A 20,882-nucleotide genomic window follows, 5' to 3' on the forward strand; every position below is an offset into this window, starting at 1 on the left:
AGACCTCGGGTGAGAGGCGGCTACCTCCAATTCGACAAGCTGCCATTCAAAGGACAGATCTGGCAGGACATTATGAAATACACTACGATCAGGGTCGGCCAGATGGAGATCAACTACGGTGACCAGCACTTCCGCAGAACCGACGGCGGACACGCCTTCTACAACCCCTTTATCGAGAACTATATCGTCGACGCCTTCGCGACCGAGATCGGCGGAGAAGTATACGTCCAGAACAAAGGCGTATTTGGAATGGTCGGCGTCACCAATGGGATGCTTAAAGCCAGCATCGACTCCGTCGCCCAGACTACCCAGAACGGGAATATTCGCAAGAACCCAGCCCTGTACGGAAAGATCGGCATCGACCGACAGGTCTCCCAACTGGTACGCCTCCGCGCATCGGCTTCGGTCTACCACATCAACAGTTCACCCAGCAACGACCTGTTCTTCGGGGACCGCGCCGGTTCCAGCTACTGGATGGTCATGGAAAAACCGTACGTAGTACCCGCCAGCGGAACAAGCGCATACGAAGGAGATGGATTCTCGGGCCGCCTCAACCCCGGCTTCGGGTATAAGGTCGACGCCCTTATGCTCAACGGCTTCGCCAAAATAGCCGGATTCGAACTGTTCGGAACCTTCGAACACGCCCAGGGCCGCAGCAGCACCGAAACAGCCGACCGACAGTTCAACCAGTATGCCGTCGACGGCGTATACCGCTTCGGACACAATGAAAATCTATTCCTGGGAGCCCGCTACAACGGCGTTACAGCCGAATTGAAAGGCATCAGCCAACCCGTTACCATCAACCGCTTCGCTGCGGCCGCAGGCTGGTTCCTCACCCGCAACGTGCTGCTGAAAGGCGAATGGGTCACCCAAAGCTATCTCGACTTCCCCACCGCAGACTATCGCAACTCCGGTAAATTCTACGGCTACGTGATCGCTGCGACAGTGGGCTTCTGATCAAATTAAATACCCGTGCTATGTCCAGCATAAACGCGCTGATATTAATGCTATCCTCCGGCTTTCTGCTCTCCGCCCACCCGGCAACCGCGCCGGCCAGGATCACCTGGATAGTCCAAAAAGCCAGCACCCTCAGCATCAACGGACATACCAATGTCAGCCGGTTCTCCTGCGGCATAGCACAGTACAGCGAACCGGATACCATTACTTTTCTCAACGAGGGATGCCGCAACAAGACAACCGGCGTCCCTCTTTTTGGAGTCCTGCGCATCAATATCCAGGACTTCGACTGCCGCAACCGCATTATGACCGGCGAGTTCAAAAAGACACTGCAATACAGACAATATCCTCAGCTGAAGATCACCTTCCTCAACCTCGAAAAAATGCCCGCCTTCGGCCAAAAACCCGAAACCCTTACCGGACAGGTGACCATTGAGCTGGCCGGCATCAGCCGCCAATTCGAAATGGAGTATACTTCGGCCCGCGAAGACGCCGAAACCATACAACTCCACCGGCAGCCGACGCCTCTGTTTTTCGGACTTCGGCCTCCAGCCCCCTCAGAAAATGGGCGGACTCATCCGCGTCGACCAATCCCTCGACGTCCAGTTCATCCTATGCCTGCGCCAGATCTGAGATGACGAAGATCATAACCTTGCCTGTCGGGCGTCATGCCCCCCGTATCAACACACAATAATTTTGCCATGGGAGCATACATTATGAAAGTTAACCATGAGATCCACCAGCAGCTGATCCAAAAGGTGCAGGAAGAATTTAGCCGTATCTACCCCTTTTTAAGAATAGAATTTGCAAAGACCAGCCGCAGGCCGGCAACTATTATCGATAGCCTGACCCTGGACACCGACGAACATACCCGCGACAGCGCAAAAACCCTTTTGGAAAAAGACATCGGCCTCTCCGACCAGCTTCACGGTCACCGACCTGGAATTAGCGCTCACCAGGATCTTCGGAACCTCCGCCCAGGTCTACCGGAAAAGCGGTAACTCATGGCTCGGCACCACCATGAGCAGAGACTGGACACTCAAACAACAAAATGACCACGCCAATGACATCGCATCCGAACTTCTCTAAATAAATCCCCATGCCTGCCATCCTTACCGTCACATTCAATCCCTGCATCGATATCTATACCTCGGTGCCCGCCCTCGAGACCTCATTGCAAGCTCAGGTGTTCCGATCCCCGGTTCGACCCCGGCGGAGGCGGCATCAACGTAGCCAGAGCCATCACCAGACTGGGAGGCGATACCATCGCCCTCTTTCCAGCCGGCGGCGCCACCGGTATACAGCTAAAAAAAATGCTTGCGTCCGAAGGCGTCAGGTCGGTAACAATACCCATCTCCGGCGAAACCCGCCGGAATACCATCGTCACCGACAACGCGACCGGCCTCCAGTACCAGCTGAATATGCCGGGGCCAACACTCGAAAAAAATGATATAGCAAACATACTCTCCATCATCGAAGACCAACCGAACCTCGAATACCTCATCGTCAGCGGCAGTCTCGCCCCAGGCTTAACAACCGACATCTTCGCAAAACTATCCGCCATCGCAGAAAAAAACACAGCAGACTTGTCGTCGACGTTCCCGGCGAAACACTGAAAGACGCCATTAAAAGCCCGGTATACCTTATCAAACCCAGCATTCACGAACTATTGACGATCGCCAAAAAGAGTGAAGACGAACGACTGATAAAAGACCTCGCCAAAGACCTGATCGCCAAAGGACGCTGCGAAGTAGTCGTCGTCTCTATGGGTCCCGCAGGCGCCCTCCTGGTGACAAAAGACAGCATCCGGCAACTGACCGCGCCGCCCGTCAACGTCCAGGGTACCGTCGGCGCTGGCGATAGTATGGTGGCTGGCATCGTGCTGGCGTTACACGATGGTAAAACCCTCGAACAAGCAGTAGACTTTGGCTGCATCTGCGGCGCCGCCGCAACCCTGCATCCCGGCACCTCCCTCTGCAGCAAAGAAGACGTCGAACTGCTCATGAAGCTCCGGCCGTCCCATCCATCGACATCGCTGACAAATCTCATCGCAGCCAATGACAAAGGTTAGTGTTCTCACGACCAGCCGGTCCTAGTTTTACACAAAACACCAGCAACCATGCGAACACCAACCGACACCGACATATCTATCGCCGCTGCAAGGATGCTTGCCCAGATCGCCGATACCGAAAGCCACCGGATAAAGATCAGGGTCGACCACGGTATCGTGACGATCGAAGGTACCGTCGGCACGAACCCCGAGCGGAAAAACATCGAAAACAACGTCAGGAATCTTACCGGCGTCCAGGGCATCGTCAATTGCCTATGTATCCACCAGACGCCGAAATGATCTTTACACACCAATTCAAACCCAATTAGCATGAAACAAATACTCGTGGTCTGTTCCGGCAATAGCTTCCCGCAAGGCGCGTTCAATTTCCTGAAAACACTTCAGCACGAAGAGCCCGTCAGCGCAACGGGACTGTTCTTCAGCCACGACAACGAAGATACCGCGGAAGGCAGGACCAGATTCTCCGAACAGTGCACCCACCACCATATTCTCCACAACATTCTTGACCACGAAGGCCCATGGAATAAAAATATCTTTGCAAAAGAAAGCCGCTTCTCCGACCTCGTCCTGCTCAGCAGCCAGTTATTTTACGCCGGCCTCCTGCAGCAGCAGCCAAATACCTTTCTCAGCGAAGCCATGCACTATACGGAATCCCCGGTACTGGTTATCCCTGAAGACTTCTCCCCTTCCAACCACCTCTTCATCGCCTACGACGGCACAAAGGAAAGCCTCTTCGCGATGAAGCAGTTTAGCTACCTTTTCCCCCACCTGACCGACCTTCCTACTGAAGTAGTCTACGTCAATGAAGAAACGACAAACGGCATCCCCGAACTGGATCACCTCCGGCGCTATTCAAGACTTCATTTCAGTTGTATGGGATTCAGCAAACTGCATTTCAAAGCAGCGGAATACTTCGCCACATGGATCGGCGAGCGGCAACACGTCATGCTGATATCCGGCTCCTACGGCAGATCCCCCTTCTCCTATGCAACAACCCCCAGCTTCGCCGAAGAGGTCATTCACGACCACAGGCTTCCCGTATTTATTGCTCATCCTTAATAGCCCTATCATGAGATCGATAGTCGTTCCCGTCAACTTCACCTCCAGCGCCGCAAATGCGGCCCGCTACGCCACCGACATGGCGCTGGCGCTGGGAATGGATGTCCACCTGGTCAACGTCCTCGAAATGTCCCCTGCCTCGTGTAATGAGCTGTCCGCGGGCATCCACGAAGAACTTATCAATAGCTGCCTCGAATCCCTGCAACAACTTTCCGAAGAACTCAACCGCCGCTGCCACGGGCTCGTCCGCATCGCCACCGACCTCGAAACCGGAGACATACAAAGACGGCTATCGGATTTCTGCAAGCCTATTGCACCTTTTGTCATCGTCTGCGGCTCGTCCGAAATCCTGGCCGGCAAAGTCCTCGAAGGCTCCCCCACGATCAACAGGATCCGCCACCTCCACTGGCCGTTGCTGATAGTCCCGAAAAATGCCAGCTTCCACAGCATCCGCAATATCCTCATCGCCTGCGACAATGAAGACATCCACAATGGCATCGTAAACGCAAAACCCTTACTGGAAACGATCAACCAGGCATTCTCACCCCGGTACGTGGCACTACACGTACTCGTCAATGACGAGGCCCTAACCGACCGGCTTTCGGCAGAATTTCAGTCCTGGAAGAACTTTCCCGGAACACTCAATCCCGCCATCACATTCATAAAACAACCCAACGTCGCAATGGGGATCGCCGAATACCTCGAGTCACACAATGCGGACCTGCTCCTCATCCTGCCCAAAAAACACGGCTGGTTCGACACCCGCAAATCCCATTCTAAGAATATCCTCTCAAAGATCGTCCCCATACTCAGCCTTAACAGAAAGAAATAAACCACTGCAGAACATCATTTGGGTCCCAATACCATCTCCAGGTCCTCCTTGAATACCACCTCCTTCTTCAGCAACAACTCCGCAAGCGCATCCAGCTGCACCCGGTGCGCCGCCAGGATCCCCGTCGCAATCGCATAAGCCTCACCAACCACCTGCCTCACCTCCTCATCGATCATTCGCCCGGTCTCCTCACTGTAAGGCTTCTGAAAAGGATTGTCCCGGCCCCCGGACGAATCGAAAAAACTCACATTTCCGATCTTCTTGTCGAAACCATAAAAAGCTACCATCCGGTAAGCCTCCTTCGTCACCTTTTCCAGATCGTCCAGCGCACCCGAAGATATCTCTTTGAACACGACATCCTCCGCAGCCCGCCCACCCAGCGCCGCGGAAAGGCCGTCCCTGAATGCAGCCGCCGTACGCAGCTGATGCTCCTCCGGAAGATACCAGGCCGCCCCCAGCGATTTACCCCTCGGAATGATCGATACCTTGATCAGGGGATCGACATTCTTCAGCATCCACCCAACCAGCGCATGCCCGGCCTCATGATAGGCGATCACCTTTTTCTCCTGCGGCGAAATGATCTTGCTCTTCTTTTCCAGCCCCGCCACGATCCTGTCGATCGCATCCAAAAATCCCGCTTCTCCACCGTATCGCTTTTCCGACGCGCAGCGAACAAAGCCGCTTCATTACATATATTCGCAATATCTGCCCCCGAAAAACCCGGAGTCTGAGCCGCAAGGAACGCCGGGTCCACAGCCCCCGACCCCAGCCGCAAAGGACGAAGATGTACCTTGAATATAGCCTCCCGTTCCTTCAATTCCGGCAATTCCAGATAGATATGCCTGTCGAACCTGCCCGGTCGCAGCAACGCCGGATCCAGCATATCGCCCCGGTTGGTCGCCGCCAGAACAATAACGCCGCTGTTCGTACCAAAACCGTCCATCTCGGTCAACAGCTGGTTCAGCGTACTCTCCCGTTCGTCATTGCTCCCCGAATAAAAAGCATTCCGCCCCCGCGACCTTCCGATCGCGTCGATCTCATCGATAAAGATTATAGACGGCGACTGCTCCTTCGCCTTCCTGAACAAGTCGCGCACCCTCGATGCGCCTACACCGACAAACATTTCGACAAACTCGGACCCCGACAAAGAAAAAAATGGAACACCGGCTTCACCCGCAACCGCCCTCGCAAGCAGCGTCTTACCCGTCCCCGGAGGCCCGACCAGGATCACACCCCGCGGTATCTTCGCCCCCAGACGCGTATAGGTTCCCGGACTCTTCAGAAAATCGACGATCTCGCCGACCTCCTGCCTCGCCTCCTCCAAACCGGCCACGTCCTTGGAAACTGACCGAACTCACCCCATCGTTCTTCTGCAGCACCGCCGTGGTCCGGCCGAAATTGAACGCTGCCCCCCGCCCCCATCGCCACCCCTCGTCATCAGTCGCATCGCCACCAAAAACACCACCACCGGAATGATCCATCCCCAAATGCCCGACAACGGCCCGGTCTTCTTCGTGAAATTCAAGCGGACACGCTGATCGGCAGCCACCCCCTGCTCCGTCTCGTCCAGTTTCTTCTGCAACTGTTCCACACTCCCGATATGAACCCTGAATTGCGCAACAGGAAAAGTTATCTTCTCTATATCCTTCATATCTCCCGCAAAATAAGGGTCCTTCGAAAAGCTCCTCTTTATATAGATATCCGCATCCTCATTATTGATCACGTCAATGCTGTCCACCGCGTGACGTAGGAGCATCCTGTTCTCGAATTCGCTCCAGCTGACAGACTTCGGACGCGGCCTGTCCAACCCGCCAAAAAGATAAAACAACACGAGAAGAACTACCGGCGTGGCAGTCCATACCAACGCCGGCGCCCACCCCTTCCTTCCTTCGGGATTATTCCCTTTTTTTTCGGTGACAAAGACTTACTCATAGATTTTTAAGATTTCTCATCCGCAACTCCACCCTTCTCCGGCATTCTTCCAGCCGGCTCAACGACGCCTGCATACGACCATCACCGGATCGTACAGCCCTCCATGCATTCCCTTCCCGGACAGACCACGATCCCCCGCCCTCATCACGGTATACATTCCCCAGACGGTCGGTGAAAATGGCTTCCGCAGTCGGCGGCGCATATACGTCCGGACGCAGGAGATAAATATTGTTATTGAAATCCCCACGCGCCGATTGCCGCGAATCGTGACGAAAAAGACCACCTCCGGCAAACCGGTGGCCGAAGAACGGTGGTCTGTAACCCAGCGCCCACCACCACCCACTCTTCCAGAACCCCTCGCCCCACGCGGCTCCCGGATTCAACCAGTCGGGACTATAGTCATAACCCCTCATCCAGCCCAGCCAGGGATTCAACCACATATTGAACCCCAGGTCAACGGACGCGGTAAAGAAACAGATCCCGTCCAGGACGGATAGTTATACCCTGTCCCATAGACTACCGTGCTGCCCTGAACATACGAACCCAGATAGCCAGGTGTATAACCGGTCATGATAAAATCCGGCGTGTCCCCATAGATGTAAACGAATTTGCAGTTATAGACCGGACAGTCCGGTGGGATCAATTCCATTTCCGCCGGTCGGGCCACAGCCGCCGTCCAGGGCCCCGCCGGCGTCGGCGCAACGAACCACACCGCCTTATCGATACAGTAGTACCGGCCATTCGATACGACTACCGGCACACTGCTGTTCACCGCATACTGAAGATGCGTCCCCCTTATCGCGGCATACTGGGGGACCCCGTCATAGCTCACATCCGCCTTCGCAGCCCGGCTCACCCTTGCCGTCTGTGGTATGCCGGCATCCAGCACTGCATCCCCGGCAGCCTCCGTTCCGGCCACGCAGGCAAGAACTCTGTCTTTGGGCGAACCCTCCTGAATTTCGGCAAACCCTTCCGGCAACGAGTCGGATGCGACAAAACCCCAATTCCCGTCAAGCCGGTCGCTACGGAACCAGCGACCCGACAGAAGGAGATAATATTTCCGTTCCAGCGTGTCCAAAAAGATATCGTTATCCGTATTCACAACATACTGAAGACCCGTGCCGGCTATCGGCCGGAATACAGGCGCCCCTGGGTCTGAATAAGCTCCGCGGCTGTCGTGCTGACGACTATATCCCTTATACCGGCATTTTCCTCCCGCATCGTATCGGCAAAAACCTCGTTTTCTCCGTTAAGATCATCGATATCCGCCTTCATCCACATCAGATCCCTCGGATAATAGCCGCTGTGCAGATACGGACCCGCCGGCATAGGAGCGACATACCACCGGTGCCTGCCATAAAGATAGTACCACCCGTCCGTCGACTCCGCAATGGCATAGGGACTATTGGCGACCACACGGATCCCCCAGTCTTTATTCAATCTTAACCTGGGAACACCATCTATCATGACCAGCATTGAAGGCCGCTGCGAAAAGATGATCCGCGGCGGAGTATTTTCCAGGCGCACCTGACCCGCCTTCACCACCGCCTTCCCCATACCGCCGGCCGGCCTGTCCATAAATGCGATCAGCCGGTCCAGCGAAATATCATATCCTATTCCCGGCAGACCGCATTCGATAGTCTCCTTAAGTGTTGCCAGACTATCCGCAGCCATCCACTCGGAAAAACGCAACGAAAGAACATTGCTGCTCAGCAACGACAGCGTTCGCTCATTCCTGTCGGTCTCCACTCCATTTAAAGCCACAAAAGAACCATAGCGCGGCTCAGTTTCCCCTCTCCGGACCACCGAAAATGCCGCCCTCAGCTTCAAAACATTTCCCGCTAACGAATCCGGCTGGGGATGATACACCCGGATGACCGCCCCATCAGCGCCGGCGATCTCCCGGGGCCAGTCGGTCTGTGCCGCAACCGCGAAAGGCAGTAATACGCACAAAAAAACAAGCTTTTCATAGTACCAAATATCAACCCCCACTACACCAAATGCCATGAGCCTTGTCATTATTCTCCCTGAGTATGGTCATTTTCTACGACCCGTCTCATGGGTACTTTTGTTCATGATCCTCATATATATCCTGGCGGGTATTTTTGGCCTGATATTCTGGCTACTTTTATCGACCATCGTCGTTAGACTGGACACGGACATTCCGCAGCTCGACTCTCGAATGGAAGACGATCGCAAAAATAAAGGCGACCTGGGAAGAACACACGATCGCACTGGAGTTAAGAACCGGCTTCCTTCACCGGAAATGGCGGCCCTTAAAGACCCAAAAGTCCAATCCCCGGCCTACTCCCAGGAGAACCACATCCGGCAAAAGACCGGACGCCTCACGGATCATCCGTACCCTGAAGAAATGCCATCTGGACAATTTCGACCTTGCCCTCGACGCCGGCAGCCCCATGATCAATGCCTGGCTCTACCCGCTGAACTTCATATCCCTGCCTGCACACCGAACGATCCGTATCAATTTTGAGAACAGCAATCGCCTGCGGATTCAGATCAGCGCCAAACCATGGCGCCTCCTCGCCGCATGGATAAAATGATTCTTCACTACTTAACACAACAAGTATGGCACTCAATTTTGACGAGACGGTCCAAAAGTTGACCGAATTTCTGCGTACCGAAGCAAAGACCGACACCGTCATCGGTCAGTCCTTTCAGCTTGGAGAATTTACCTGCATCCCCGTGATCAGATTTGGCATCGGCCTCGGCTACGGCGCCGGTGAAGGCAAAGGCGACCAGAACGGCAAGGCAAAAGGCGAAGGCACAGGCGGCGGCGCCGGCGGCGGACTTGGCATCGAACCCATCGGCTTCCTTGCCGCACGGCAGGACCAACTGAGCTTTATCCCGACAAGAAACACCAAAGGAATCTCCGCGATGTTCGAAAAACTCCCGGATCTCCTCGGAAAATTCATGGAACAAAAATCAAAAGAAAAGACAGCCGGTTAGGCTGTCTTTTCCCAGACCCCGCGCGCAATGCTTTCACAACCTCCACCCAACCCACCGAAACCACCGCTGCACCTAAAAAAATTAACACATCCCGGTAACCCAGCACCGTAAGGCCAAACAGTCCCCGGACCAACGGCAAAAAATTTATGACGACTATAAATCCGGCGGAAAGCAGCAGTACCGGCCATACCAGCGGATTCCGGACCCGCATCGCCGAAATGATCCCCGTAGTAGCCGATCTTCCCGAGAAAGTGAGCAGGATATTGTCGACGACCAGCGCGTTGAATACCACCGTCCTGGTGTATTCCAGCGAATAGCCCCGCCGCATAAAATAATAATAAAGAACCAGCAGGCCGATCGCGGCTATGCTGCCCTGTAAGATCGCCATCCCCGACTCTCTACGCGTAAGCAGACCCTGTGCCGCACCGCCGGCGGCCGGTCCATGATCCCGCTGTCCACGGGCTCCCGTTCATAAAAGACGGAACAGGTCGGTCCCATGATCAGCTCCAGAAAGATCAGGTGGATAGGCGAGAACACCGTAGAGAATTTCCACCCCAGCAATACCGGCAACGACGCAGTCGTCAGTATCGGTATATGTATCGTGATCAGATACCGGATAGCTTTTTAAGTTGGCATAGATCGTCCGGCCATGACGGATCGCCTCCGTGATCTTTTCCAGGTTGTCATCGGAAATGACCAGGTCCGCCGCCTGACGCGCAGTCTCCGTGCCCCTGGCGCCCATCGCGATCCCGATATTCGCGGCCTTCAGCGCCGGTCCGTCATTTACCCCGTCCCCGGTCATGCCTACGGTCTCGCCTGCAGACTTCAACGCCTCGACAACCCTCAGCTTCGCTTCCGGGAACATCCGGGCGAATACCACCGTATCCGCAACCCTTTTTCCCAGCTCTTCGGCCGAAAATGCCATCACCTGGTCGCCGGTAAGACACGCCCCCACTGACGCTACGCCCGCCGCCGCGGCAATATTTACTACCGTCTCCACATGATCTCCGGAAAGGATCCTTATCCGGATCCCCGCCCTCGTCCAGTCGGCCAGCACCGGCGCCAGATTCGCCTTCGGCGGATCATTGAAGGCAATCAGCCCCTCGAACCTCCAGTCGAATTCATCCTGCCGGAGCGGAAACCCATCCTGCACACAGACCGCAGAGGCAACACCGAGAACCCGGTAACCCCTGCCGGCCATATCCGCGGCCTTCCGCTCGATACTCAACCTTTCACCCATCGACAAACGCGAAATTTCCACCATCCGCTCCACCCCTCCCTTTGCAGCTGCCACACATCCCTGCCCGTTGCGGTAGACGTGGGTCATCATCGGCGGCTTGCCCTCAAGCGGATATTCATGTATAAATTCCAATTTCCCATACGCCTCACCAAACCCCATTTTCCCGAATACCGGCACGATCGCCAGTTCCATCGCGTCGAATGGCTCCGGCTCGCTCGCCAGTCTCGCAAACCAGACGACCATCGGCCGCCCGTCTCCAACACCGTCACCCTCCGTCCGCTTGTCATAGATATCTGCGACCGCCATCCTGTTTTCGGTCAGCGTGCCCGTCTTGTCCAGACAAATGACACTCACCGCGCCAAGGCTCTCGACGGTCAGCGGCTGACGAACCACGATACCCAAACGCGCCATCCGCCAGGCCCCCAACGCCATAAAGGACGAGAACGCAACCGGTATCTCCTCCGGGATCGCTGACATCGCCAGAGTCAGACTAAGCAGCAGACTCTGCGCCCAGTCCTCCGTCCGCAAATAGCCGAACACCAGAACGACGGCAAACGCAGCCGCCCCGAATACGGTCATCGACCTTACAAAACGCCCGATCTGCACCTGCAGCGGAGTCGGCGCCGGGACGATAGCCTCCGTCTGACGCCCTATCCGCCCCAGCAACGTATTTGCACCGGTCTGCGTGATCCTTATATAACACTTCCCGGAATTGATCATGGTTCCCTGATACAGCAAATTATTCCCTTCGGTACCATCCTTCACCACCGGAAAAGATTCACCTGTAACGATGGCCTCATTGACGGTAAGATCATTGGCGCGAAGCACAACCCCGTCGGCAGGAACAGAGCTACCCTCTTCCACAAGAACGATATCTCCGGGCACGAGGTCTTCTGACGGCAGCAAAACCAATTGCCCGTCCCGGACACACCCCAGCTTTCGGCTCCACATATTTTCTCAGCGCGGCCAGCGCCCTCGAACTCTTCCTCTCCTGATACACCGAGATAGCAGATACAAATACGGTTGCGGCCAGCATCAGCATCCCCTGCCGGGGCTCGTGCAGCAAGAAATAGATAAGACCGGCTACCAGCAGCAGCGCCGTCATTGGCTCCATGACCACGTCACGCGCAAGACGCAAAAACCCTTTGCTTCCCCTTCCTCCCATCCGGTTAGGCCCCGTAACCCGCCGCAATTCGTTCGCCTCGTTCGTCGTCAACCCGCCCGGAACCAGCACCCCCGTTTCTTCAATAGCCATGGCTTATCATTTGAACAGGTAAATTATCCCTATTCCACTATCGTCCCTCTGAGCTTTGTCATGACCGCGATTGAGACAGATCATTTCGGCTAAACCGCCGGGGCAATAGCTTTATGCAATAAATTTCCAGCCATGACAGCCTCTAAGAAAAAATCGGAAAGAATACGTATCCTGGTCCCCACCGACCTCTCCCCGGCATCCAGAGCAGGTGTCCGGTACGCCATCCAGTGGTCGCTGCACCAGCCTGCCGACCTCGTATTCTGCTACGTCGTCAATATCCTGAAACCGCCTTCCTGGAGCGACAACCGCTACAACGCCTACGCCAAAAGCATGCGCGCAAGGTATATGAGAGAGCTGCGGCGGTTCGTAACGCTTACCTCCAACAGAATGGGAGTGCACCCGCGAAACGCCTCCCACGTCCTGCTGGAATCTATCTCCGTCGACATCGCACTGGTCGACTATTGCCCGTCGTGACGGGCACTACGACTACATCTGCATGAGCACCAGCGGAGCAGGCCGGATGCGCCGCATATTCGGCACCCATACGGGGAACCTCATCACTCATTCCGAAGTGCCTGTACTGGCCGTTCCCGCCGGGTACCGCACCCGCCCTGTCAAACGACTCCTCTACGCCGGCGATATGGTCAACTACGAATACGAAATGAAAAAAGTAGTCGCCCGTCTCAAAACCCCTCAACGCTGCCGTACACCTCCTCCACTTACCGAAGGCGGAGAAATAACGACCGACGAATCGACTACCGAAAAGGTCTTTCGGCAACAGTTCGGCTACCCCGTCCGGGTGCACTTCCGCCCATTGGACCAGCTGCTCTCCTTCCAAAAGAACCTCGACAAACAGATCAACTCGTTAAGACCGTCCATCGTCGTCCTCTTTACCGATCAGCACCGCTCCCTGCTGGACTATTTCATCAGCCCAAGCCGGGCCGAGCGCGTCTCTTTCGCCCTTCGTACCCCTCTGCTCGTATTTCCTAAAAAATAAAAACCATTGGAAAATAAAACCCGGCAAAAGCCGGGTTTTCCTGTCAGGGAGATTCTCACCTCCGCTTGTATCGGGCCATCAACTGTCCAAAACCAATAATATGACCGCTCATCGCCTCCTCCAGATCCGCAGCCGTATGCCGCGACATGGCCAATAGCGAATCAAGAGCATATACTTTGAAAATATATCGATGCGTACCATAAGGCGGGCAGGGGCCCTTGTATTCACTCACGTGAAAATCGTTAAACCCCGGCGCCTCCATCTTCCGCGCTTCACAGATATGCCTCACCACGGGAATATTCCAGGCCACCCAGTGGACAAATACGTCCCCGGTTGCATCGAGGTCCTCCATAATGATGGCCAGACTCTTCGTGCCCGGCGGCACCGCCTCGATATCCAGCGCCGGATTAATATTGACCCCGTCACAGGTGTACTGCAGCGGGATCATCCCATTCTCCCGTATGACCGGACTAGTCACCCTCAACTGGGCGCAGAAAGTGGGAAAAAGACTGCTCATCAAGAACAGATCGGTTATTTGTGCTCATGACAAAAAGTTTATTGCAAGAAATAGATTTTGTTCTTACTGCGAAATTCCGCAACGCCCAACTCGGAAAAAATGAGGCCCGTCAACACCCGGGCTGAGTCTCCTCATGCGGAGACACCCCCTTCGCCTCCATTCAAGCTTCCGAGGATCGCTCCAAAGGCAATACACACCAGAATACCGTACAATAACCAGCCAAACAACGGAGTAGCCGCGATCAGTCGCAACAGTATCCAAATCCCCAGCGCCACAAGCACTGTTCGTACAGCCTTCCAGTCGCCCGCCGTCCTGTCCCTGAGCCAGAAGGCGGCAACCAACGCCGCCAGAACACCGCCCGATACTAACACGACAGCATATCCCAACAACAGCAACACACCCAGCGGAACACCCACGAATGTCACAAAACAAACGGCAGCTGCAACCGGCACTGCTACAATAAAAAGCATACCCCGCAATAACGACCGCCCTGGCCGATCGCCCGCCAGACGCCCCGCCGACCGCAGCACCACCGCAAACAAATAATGCAGCGCCACTATCATCACCAACGCCATCCCCAGATACCACAACATCCCCGCCACTCCTCCGGCCCCCCCATAGTACCAATGGCCTCCATTGATCGCAAGAGCCGGATCAAAAACCGGCTGCACCTTCTCAAGCCTGCCGCGCCCATTCAGCTTCCGGCCGGGGTTCCAATACCGCAGCTCATTGTAAAGAACCGCTCCATCGCCGATCGTTATATCACCCCTCGACGCCAGCCGGACCGGACCATCAGCCCTTCCTCCGAATTCGATCTCCCCCGCCTGGCAGTCCAGCGTCCCCCGGGTCGTTCCGTACTGGCTGAAAAAACCCACCCTCACCGTCGCATCACCCCTTACCTCCCCTCCCATCCTCAGCGTCCCTCCCGTTGCCAGCAGATCCCCCCGATCCTCCCCTTCGAACCAATATCGACCGTCCCTCCCGCAATCACCAGATCATGACCGATATCGGCATTCACCGTCAATTTCCCGCCCGCGCATCGGATGGTCCCACCCACATACCCGTCAAAACGAAGCTCTCCGCCTACCATCAGAATATCATTCATTACACTATCCCCAACGATCGCAGTCCCTCCCGCGACGATCAGACTTCCGTGGACAGGAGCCCCGATAATTATCGTTCCCCCCGTAATATAGATATCCCCCGATACGGCATGGTCGATCACCACCCTTTCTCCGGAAGTCACCACCAGTGCCGATGCCCGGCCTGCCGCCAGTATGCCCAGCAGCAATAACAAATACATTTTCATGGCCCTGTTTTTGAGTTGAATAAAATTATCGACGATCCCGCCAACTGGCTATGATCACGCTCAGAGACCTGCCTGAGAGGCGTCACGAACCCTAAATGGAACTACCTACTTTTGTAACCCATATTTTTCGCATTGCACGCATATTTCATAACTTTACAAGCGTCCAAGACAATAAAGTAATGTCCAATGCCTCATTTCAAGCGCACATTCATAGTATTGTTTTGCCTTGTTTTCAGCCTCATCATCCTGATGGCCGCCTTTCTGTGGCGCTTCAATGAGAGATATATCGCGAGCTTCTCCCTCGTCAGACACACCCTCCTGGTCATCAATGAAACCGAAGAGACCTCAGTCCTGCTCAAAGACCCGTCATGGCAGGCAAATTCAAAAGAGATACAGGCCCACCTCGAAAACCTCAGCTCCCTCACACGCGACAACCCCGTCCAGCAGAAAAAGATCGCCGTCCTCAATGATCTCTACGCAACTTCCGAACCCAACCATTCCCGACTGCTCGATCAGCTGTCCGCGATTCGCCAGGAAGAAAACCGCCTGCTGACATCGAGGGACAGCACCAACCTGATAGCCCAGCGGCAACTACGCAAGGTCACCCCATTCATACTTACGGGGATCGTCCTTATCCTCGCCATCTTCTTCTGGGTCATCCTCATCAATTTCAACCGCCGGAAAGTCGCCGAGGACGAACTCCAGAGCGCAGAGCAACGGTTCATCACTATCATAGAAAAGATCAAGGACTACTCGATCTTCATGACCGATGCGGACGGCAGGATCATGAGCTGGAACCAGGGCGCAGCCCAGCTAAAAGGCTATTCCGCCCGGGAAGCGATCGGCCAGCCCATCTCCATATTTTATACCCACGAAGATATCGCCGCCGGCGAACCCGCTAATAACCTCGCCACGGCCCTCCAGCGGGGACACTTCGAAACCCTCGGATGGCGCAGACGAAAAGACGACTCCCTTTTTTGGGCGGACGTCGTTATCACCCCTATTCGACGCGAAAGGACTGCTTGCCGGATTCATCAAAATAACAAAGGATATCACCCTCCAGCGGGAGACGGAAGAAGAAATGCGAAACAACCTCGCCCGGGAAAAAGAACTCAACGAAATGAAATCCCGCTTCGTCTCCTTTGCCTCCCACGAATTCAAAACACCCCTGAGCGTCATCCTCTCTTCCGTCAGCCTCATCGAAAGATACAGCGGCGCCGAAGAAGGCGAAAAAGAATAAAACATATCAACCGCATCAAGTCCAATGTCGACAGCCTCCGGCATATCCTGGACGACTTCCTTTCACTGGAAAAACTCGAGGAGGGCCTCACCAGAAACAATCCTGTCCCCACCGAGCTCGTCACCCTCACCCGCGATACGATCGTCGACCTCCAGCCCGGCTGCAAAGAATGCCAGACCATCGAAATCCTGCACACCGGCGCCCGCCGACTAGTAACGGTGGACCCCGAACTCCTCCGCAACGTACTCGTCAACCTCGTCTCCAACGCGATCAAATATTCCCCACCCTCATCTGCTATCCAAGTCCACCTTTCCTACATGGAGGATCTGGTGACCCTCGCCGTAAAAGACAACGGCATCGGCATCCCCCCGAAGAACAGCCCCGCCTCTTCCAACGATTCTTTCGCGGCGGCAACACCACCGGCATCTCAGGGACAGGCCTCGGCCTCAGCATCGTCCGCCGATACATCGATATCATGGGCGCAGCCATCAGCTTTCGCAGCGAACCCGGCGCCGGCACCGAGTTTACGATTACGCTCGAAACGATCCCCCAACATGCACCCGAACACCGCCTGCAACACACTTCCTAACCGAAATACAATAGCCGGTAATATTCTCCCGCCAGCCTGTTGCTGTCAAAGGCAGGCAGAATATCCGACATCCCGTTCTTCACGATCGACAACCACCGGGACGGATAGTCATAATACATCGGAATTATCTCATTTTCAAGGAGATCATACAGCGACGCAGCGTCTTTCCCGTCCAGTTCGTGCTCCGGAAGTTTCGGATCACCCGACGGGATGACAAAACTATTGACCCTGTCCCGCGCGAACTCTGGAAACCACCCGTCTGCCGTACTCGCATTGACCGCACCATTCATCGCCGCACTCATACCACTGGTGCCGGAAGCCTCATGCGTTAATCGTGGAGTATTCAGCCAAACATCAGCCCCTCCCTTCATCTGCTTCGAAAGACGTAACTCATAACCCACCAGCACCGAACAGTTGGAATACTCCCGGCATACATGAACCAACCTGTCAAATACACCAACGGCGGCATAGTCCATCGGATACGGCTTGCCCGCCCACACCAGTTGGACCGGCCTGTCCTTATTCGTTACCAACCGGTGATACCGCTCCATATCCGTCAACAATAGTTCGGCTCGCTTAAAACCCGTAAACCGCTTCGCAAACACGATCGTCAGCACACGGGGATCATAGATCTCCCCATTCTGGTCGGCGATCACTTCGAACAGACGCTGCTTGCAAACCGCCTTTCGAGCCAGCAACGCCCCATCATCCTTCTCCTCCAGCGCCCGATACATCGCCTTATCGGCCCAGTACCGGTAGCTCTGCGCATTCGTGATCGATATGACCGGACAGGCCTCCGGCTCCAACGCCCACAATCTTTTCATGGTGCCCACGTGCAGCCTGCTCACACCATTCGCCCTGCCGGCCATCCGAAGCGCCGTCTTCGTATGATCCAGCTGTTCCCCGGCTACCGCCGCAACCGACCGTACCTCCGTTATCGGAACGCCGCAGAAAAAACCCATTCTTTCCAGCAGCGACATCCCGGTTCTCGGGTTGCCCCCCTCCTCCGGGGTATGATTCGTAAATACCAGCCTCTTCTTCAACTCCCCCAAATCCCTGCAGCGCTGATACATATAGAAAGCCAACGGCAAAGCATGCGACTCATTAAGATGATAAACTTCCGGTTCCCAGCCAAGACATTCCAGCAGCCGGGCCCCTCCGGCGCCAAGTAGGATATCGCCGGCAATCCTCGTCTCCGGATTGAAATCGTACAATTTATGCGAAATGGTTCGCGACAGGTAGTCATTCTCCGGAAGATCCGTACTCAACAGGAACAATGGCGCCGTGCAAAACAACTCCGGCGGCAGATACCAGGCCCTGACCCAAACATCATGACCCGACACCTGGATCGTGAACCTGATCCCCGTGTCCTCCAAAAAACCGTAAACCTTCTCTTCAAAGAGGATGTCCATCGTCTGGTCGGCCTTCCGCACCTGCTCATAATAGCCATACTTCCACAACACCCCGATCCCCACCATGTTCTGCCTCAGATCGAACGCACTCATCAGATGCGAACCCGCCAGATACCCCAGACCGCCGGCATAGGTCTTCAGCGGCTGCGCCACCGCATATTCCATGCAGAAATAGGCCACCGGCCGCGCAAACCCCGGCGCAAACTCATATGGATGCCTGAACGAGAAAGCCATACCGCCAAATTACCGACAACGCCGGCCCACAACAATGACCGCGGACCCGCACGCCCCTGACCATACTCATCCGCCCCGCTGACGACCGTTCTTGACTCGCCAACCCTCCACCTGCTAATTTTGTAGAACAATTATTTTTATCATTTCAAACCAAAAGGAGGATTTATGTCCACAAAAGATCTGGTACGCAAAGGGGAATCGCTTCCCTCCATCTTCAACGACTTCTTCAGGCCACTGGGACTCACTCTTCGACATCAACGGCGGCGGCCTGATGAACAACTTCAACCTCAGACCGATCAGCATGCCCGCCGTCAACATCGTCGAACAAAAGGATAGCTACGAAGTCAGTCTGGCCGCCCCCGGGATGAAGAAAGACGACTTCAATATCGACGTGGAAGGAAATACCCTATACATCAGCGCCGAGAAAAAAGAAGAGAAGGAAGAAAAAGACGAAAAATACACGCGCAAAGAGTTCAATTACTCCTCCTTCTCCCGCAGCTTTACCCTCCCGGACTCCGTCATCAAAGACAAGATCGACGCCTCTTACGAGAATGGCCTCCTCCGCCTGGTACTGCCAAAGACCGACGAAGCCAGAAAAACGTCATCCAAGCATATTTCCGTTAAGTAAAGCTCAGGTTTAATGGTGTGACTGCCCCCCGTTTCGTCCGGGGGGGCTATTTTTCCTCCGGTCAGTTGATCATATCCCTCAATCCCTTTTCATCCAGCAGCACGATCCGACCATCTTCCACACTTATCAGCTTCTCTTTCCTGAAATCACCAAGCGTGCGCGTCAGCGACTCGGGCGCAGCGCCGACTATACCCGCCAGATTCTCTCGCGAGATCACGATCTCCGCTTTCCCTCCCGCCTCCCGATAGATACCCGCCAAATCGAGCAGCCCGTTCGCTACCCTCTTCCTGAGGGAATTATAAGAAAGATTCACCAACCCCTGATCCCTCTGCGCGGACCGGTGCGCCATCACCTGCAACAGCCACTGCGTCATTTGCGAATTCATCTGCAATGCTCCAAGAAATTCCTGACGCGGTATCGCAACAAGACCGGCATCCTCCAAAACCCGCGCGTTGTCCCTGTAGCATATGGATTCCACAACCTCGGGACACCCGATCAGATCGCCCGCACCATATATGCTGGTGATAAGCTCCTTCCCCTCCTCGTCTATCCGGTAGGTTTTTACCTTTCCACTTACGATCAGCCATACACACAACGCCCGCTGCCCCTCGACATAGATCAGTTGCTTTTTCCTGAATGCAACGATCTCCCTTTCACCATAAGTCTGCAATAATTCGCGGCGATCGAAAATCACCTCACCAGGCTTCTCCATTCTGTGACATATCCGTTCCTTCCTGCCAAGGCACGCCTCCACCGACCGCAGCAGGTCGATGGTCTCGAACGGCTCCGGCAGACAATCATCCGCGCCCGCCGTCATCACTTTCCTTACATCCCCTTTCCCGGAAAGATCACCGAAGACGATAACCGGCACGAAACTTGTCCTTCGCCGAAGCTCCTGAAGAAAGACAAGTACGCCCGGATCAGGCATAGCCGCATCACAGACGACCAGATCAGGAAGTTTTCCCTCCATCAGCCTAAGCGCCTGATCGCCTTCCGCCACGACCGATACTTCATAACCCGACAGCCGCAGCAGATCGGGAACGCTCCTTTGCAAATCTTCTTTTTTGCTCACCAGCAGGATCATTTCTTTCTAAATTTATTCACCGTTAAAATAGACCGCCCGCCCCGATGCATTTATGAAGTTTATCAGCCACAGGATTGATCCATATCATCCCTCCCACATCCGGCCACAACTATCTTTGAGATTATAAATACACCTGCTATGATTGGAAACCTGACAATGGCGGAAACTGACAAACTGCTGAAAAAAGAAGTGGTCGGTCGCCTAGCATGCGGAGAAGGGAGCAACATCTATGTAGTCCCCATCAGCTATGTATACGACGGAGAATACATCTATTGCCATACACACGAAGGCCTGAAAGTAGAGATCATGCGCAGACAGCCAAAAGTCTGCTTCGAGGTCGATCACCTCCGCGATATGGCCAACTGGCAAAGCGCAGTCGTCTTCGGTACGTTCGAAGAACTCGCCGACCCCGCCCCGCGAAGCCACGCCCTAAAAAGCTCCACGAACGCATCCTCCCGATGCCTTCCAGCGAAACGACCCACCTCTCGCCCGACTGGCCATTTCCTCCCGAAGAATTCAACAGGATAACAGGGGTCACTTTCCGCATCCGCGTAGAGAA

The 20,882-nt window shown here is 54.9% G+C and carries 27 protein-coding genes and 2 pseudogenes; 14 read left to right on the forward strand and 15 right to left on the reverse strand.

Features of this window, described 5'->3' with window-relative positions; all coding sequences use genetic code 11:
* Positions 1–9: 9 nt before the first annotated feature.
* The 7 genes and pseudogenes from ACQ86N_RS25405 to ACQ86N_RS25435 all read left to right on the forward strand — a co-directional run bounded on the left by ACQ86N_RS25405 (position 10) and on the right by ACQ86N_RS25435 (position 4,919).
* Positions 10–957: a hypothetical protein gene (locus tag ACQ86N_RS25405; RefSeq protein ID WP_431209494.1), complete on the forward strand. Its 948-nt coding sequence runs from the start codon at positions 10–12 to the stop codon at positions 955–957.
* 20 nt (positions 958–977) lie between these two features.
* Entirely contained in the window at positions 978–1,595 is a 618-nt protein-coding gene (locus tag ACQ86N_RS25410; protein ID WP_431209495.1) for a hypothetical protein, read from the forward strand.
* A gap of 78 nt (positions 1,596–1,673) precedes the next feature.
* Positions 1,674–1,958, forward strand: coding sequence for a hypothetical protein (locus ACQ86N_RS25415; protein ID WP_431209496.1), 285 nt, complete (start codon positions 1,674–1,676; stop codon positions 1,956–1,958).
* Between the two features lie 222 nt (positions 1,959–2,180).
* Positions 2,181–3,028: pseudogene (locus ACQ86N_RS25420) on the forward strand (1-phosphofructokinase family hexose kinase).
* A gap of 48 nt (positions 3,029–3,076) precedes the next feature.
* Positions 3,077–3,307 carry a BON domain-containing protein gene (locus ACQ86N_RS25425; protein WP_431209497.1) on the forward strand — a complete coding sequence of 77 codons (231 nt, stop codon included), beginning with the start codon at positions 3,077–3,079 and terminating at the stop codon, positions 3,305–3,307.
* A gap of 30 nt (positions 3,308–3,337) precedes the next feature.
* Complete coding sequence (locus ACQ86N_RS25430) at positions 3,338–4,087, forward strand: hypothetical protein (RefSeq protein WP_431209498.1); 750 nt, start codon at positions 3,338–3,340, stop codon at positions 4,085–4,087.
* A gap of 10 nt (positions 4,088–4,097) precedes the next feature.
* Complete coding sequence (locus tag ACQ86N_RS25435; RefSeq protein WP_431209499.1) at positions 4,098–4,919, forward strand: universal stress protein; 822 nt, start codon at positions 4,098–4,100, stop codon at positions 4,917–4,919.
* A 14-nt stretch (positions 4,920–4,933) separates the two neighbouring features.
* Here ACQ86N_RS25435 and ACQ86N_RS25440 read toward each other — a convergent pair whose 3' ends face one another.
* The 6 genes from ACQ86N_RS25440 to ACQ86N_RS25465 form a co-directional block, all read right to left on the reverse strand.
* On the reverse strand, positions 4,934–5,548 hold the full coding sequence (locus tag ACQ86N_RS25440; RefSeq protein WP_431209500.1) for a hypothetical protein: 615 nt from the start codon (positions 5,546–5,548) through the stop codon (positions 4,934–4,936).
* A complete protein-coding gene (locus ACQ86N_RS25445) occupies positions 5,473–6,252 on the reverse strand; it encodes an AAA family ATPase (protein ID WP_431209501.1) in 780 nt (259 codons plus the stop codon). The genes ACQ86N_RS25440 and ACQ86N_RS25445 overlap by 76 nt, the downstream gene beginning before the upstream one ends.
* Positions 6,253–6,273: 21 nt before the next feature.
* Positions 6,274–6,783 carry an ATP-dependent metallopeptidase FtsH/Yme1/Tma family protein gene (locus ACQ86N_RS25450; RefSeq protein WP_431209502.1) on the reverse strand — a complete coding sequence of 170 codons (510 nt, stop codon included), beginning with the start codon at positions 6,781–6,783 and terminating at the stop codon, positions 6,274–6,276.
* A 64-nt stretch (positions 6,784–6,847) separates the two neighbouring features.
* Positions 6,848–7,285, reverse strand: coding sequence for a hypothetical protein (locus ACQ86N_RS25455; protein ID WP_431209503.1), 438 nt, complete (start codon positions 7,283–7,285; stop codon positions 6,848–6,850).
* Positions 7,282–7,953, reverse strand: a complete 672-nt coding sequence (locus tag ACQ86N_RS25460) for a hypothetical protein (RefSeq protein WP_431209504.1) — start codon at positions 7,951–7,953, stop codon at positions 7,282–7,284. The genes ACQ86N_RS25455 and ACQ86N_RS25460 overlap by 4 nt, the downstream gene beginning before the upstream one ends.
* A gap of 23 nt (positions 7,954–7,976) precedes the next feature.
* Entirely contained in the window at positions 7,977–8,804 is an 828-nt protein-coding gene (locus ACQ86N_RS25465; protein WP_431209505.1) for a hypothetical protein, read from the reverse strand.
* 464 nt (positions 8,805–9,268) lie between these two features.
* On the opposite strand from ACQ86N_RS25465, the gene ACQ86N_RS25470 reads away from it, so the two are divergent.
* Both ACQ86N_RS25470 and ACQ86N_RS25475 read left to right on the forward strand, forming a co-directional pair.
* Positions 9,269–9,412 carry a hypothetical protein gene (locus ACQ86N_RS25470; RefSeq protein ID WP_431209506.1) on the forward strand — a complete coding sequence of 48 codons (144 nt, stop codon included), beginning with the start codon at positions 9,269–9,271 and terminating at the stop codon, positions 9,410–9,412.
* A gap of 25 nt (positions 9,413–9,437) precedes the next feature.
* Positions 9,438–9,818, forward strand: coding sequence for a GerW family sporulation protein (locus ACQ86N_RS25475; protein WP_431209507.1), 381 nt, complete (start codon positions 9,438–9,440; stop codon positions 9,816–9,818).
* On the opposite strand, the gene ACQ86N_RS25480 is transcribed toward ACQ86N_RS25475, so the two are convergent.
* Genes ACQ86N_RS25480 through ACQ86N_RS25495 form a run of 4 tightly spaced genes read right to left on the reverse strand, consistent with a single transcriptional unit; the run spans position 9,781 to position 12,313 of the window.
* Positions 9,781–10,230, reverse strand: a complete 450-nt coding sequence (locus tag ACQ86N_RS25480) for a cation transporting ATPase C-terminal domain-containing protein (RefSeq protein WP_431217592.1) — start codon at positions 10,228–10,230, stop codon at positions 9,781–9,783. The two genes, ACQ86N_RS25475 and ACQ86N_RS25480, sit on opposite strands and share 38 nt — an antisense overlap.
* Positions 10,182–10,316 (reverse strand): hypothetical protein, encoded by a 135-nt coding sequence (locus ACQ86N_RS25485; protein ID WP_431209508.1) that lies wholly within the window; start codon positions 10,314–10,316, stop codon positions 10,182–10,184. The genes ACQ86N_RS25480 and ACQ86N_RS25485 overlap by 49 nt, the downstream gene beginning before the upstream one ends.
* On the reverse strand, positions 10,288–11,964 hold the full coding sequence (locus ACQ86N_RS25490) for a cation-translocating P-type ATPase (protein ID WP_431209509.1): 1,677 nt from the start codon (positions 11,962–11,964) through the stop codon (positions 10,288–10,290). Before ACQ86N_RS25490 ends, ACQ86N_RS25485 begins: the two co-directional genes overlap by 29 nt.
* Positions 11,909–12,313, reverse strand: a complete 405-nt coding sequence (locus ACQ86N_RS25495) for a cation-transporting P-type ATPase (RefSeq protein WP_431209510.1) — start codon at positions 12,311–12,313, stop codon at positions 11,909–11,911. Before ACQ86N_RS25495 ends, ACQ86N_RS25490 begins: the two co-directional genes overlap by 56 nt.
* 132 nt (positions 12,314–12,445) lie before the next feature.
* Between ACQ86N_RS25495 and ACQ86N_RS25500 the strand changes: the two genes are divergently transcribed.
* Together ACQ86N_RS25500 and ACQ86N_RS25505 are read left to right on the forward strand one after the other, a co-directional pair.
* The gene (locus ACQ86N_RS25500) at positions 12,446–12,787 is read left to right on the forward strand and encodes a universal stress protein (protein ID WP_431209511.1); all 342 of its coding nucleotides are present in this window, start codon (positions 12,446–12,448) and stop codon (positions 12,785–12,787) included.
* Positions 12,788–12,809: 22 nt separating this feature from the next.
* A complete protein-coding gene (locus ACQ86N_RS25505) occupies positions 12,810–13,310 on the forward strand; it encodes a hypothetical protein (RefSeq protein WP_431209512.1) in 501 nt (166 codons plus the stop codon).
* A gap of 55 nt (positions 13,311–13,365) precedes the next feature.
* Here ACQ86N_RS25505 and ACQ86N_RS25510 read toward each other — a convergent pair whose 3' ends face one another.
* From ACQ86N_RS25510 to ACQ86N_RS25520, 3 genes are all read right to left on the reverse strand, one after another.
* Complete coding sequence (locus tag ACQ86N_RS25510; RefSeq protein WP_431209513.1) at positions 13,366–13,827, reverse strand: YbhB/YbcL family Raf kinase inhibitor-like protein; 462 nt, start codon at positions 13,825–13,827, stop codon at positions 13,366–13,368.
* Positions 13,828–13,958: 131 nt separating this feature from the next.
* Positions 13,959–14,738 carry a hypothetical protein gene (locus ACQ86N_RS25515; RefSeq protein ID WP_431209514.1) on the reverse strand — a complete coding sequence of 260 codons (780 nt, stop codon included), beginning with the start codon at positions 14,736–14,738 and terminating at the stop codon, positions 13,959–13,961.
* 2 nt (positions 14,739–14,740) lie between these two features.
* Positions 14,741–15,136: a hypothetical protein gene (locus tag ACQ86N_RS25520; protein WP_431209515.1), complete on the reverse strand. Its 396-nt coding sequence runs from the start codon at positions 15,134–15,136 to the stop codon at positions 14,741–14,743.
* Positions 15,137–15,385: 249 nt separating this feature from the next.
* Between ACQ86N_RS25520 and ACQ86N_RS25525 the strand changes: the two are divergent.
* Positions 15,386–16,965: pseudogene (locus ACQ86N_RS25525) on the forward strand (ATP-binding protein).
* Here ACQ86N_RS25525 and glgP read toward each other — a convergent pair.
* Positions 16,962–18,611 (reverse strand): alpha-glucan family phosphorylase, encoded by a 1,650-nt coding sequence (glgP, locus tag ACQ86N_RS25530; protein WP_431209516.1) that lies wholly within the window; start codon positions 18,609–18,611, stop codon positions 16,962–16,964. The pseudogene ACQ86N_RS25525 and the gene glgP overlap by 4 nt on opposite strands.
* Positions 18,612–18,882: 271 nt before the next feature.
* Between glgP and ACQ86N_RS25535 the strand changes: the two genes are divergently transcribed.
* Positions 18,883–19,239, forward strand: coding sequence for an Hsp20/alpha crystallin family protein (locus ACQ86N_RS25535; RefSeq protein WP_431209517.1), 357 nt, complete (start codon positions 18,883–18,885; stop codon positions 19,237–19,239).
* A 61-nt stretch (positions 19,240–19,300) separates the two neighbouring features.
* On the opposite strand, the gene ACQ86N_RS25540 is transcribed toward ACQ86N_RS25535, so the two are convergent.
* A complete protein-coding gene (locus ACQ86N_RS25540) occupies positions 19,301–20,323 on the reverse strand; it encodes a cyclic nucleotide-binding domain-containing protein (protein WP_431209518.1) in 1,023 nt (340 codons plus the stop codon).
* Between the two features lie 156 nt (positions 20,324–20,479).
* Between ACQ86N_RS25540 and ACQ86N_RS25545 the strand changes: the two genes are divergently transcribed.
* Complete coding sequence (locus ACQ86N_RS25545; protein ID WP_431209519.1) at positions 20,480–20,851, forward strand: pyridoxamine 5'-phosphate oxidase family protein; 372 nt, start codon at positions 20,480–20,482, stop codon at positions 20,849–20,851.
* The last annotated feature ends 31 nt before the right edge of the window (positions 20,852–20,882 follow it).

The organism is Puia sp. P3 (assembly GCF_050632245.1).
Lineage (GTDB): Bacteria > Bacteroidota > Bacteroidia > Chitinophagales > Chitinophagaceae > Puia.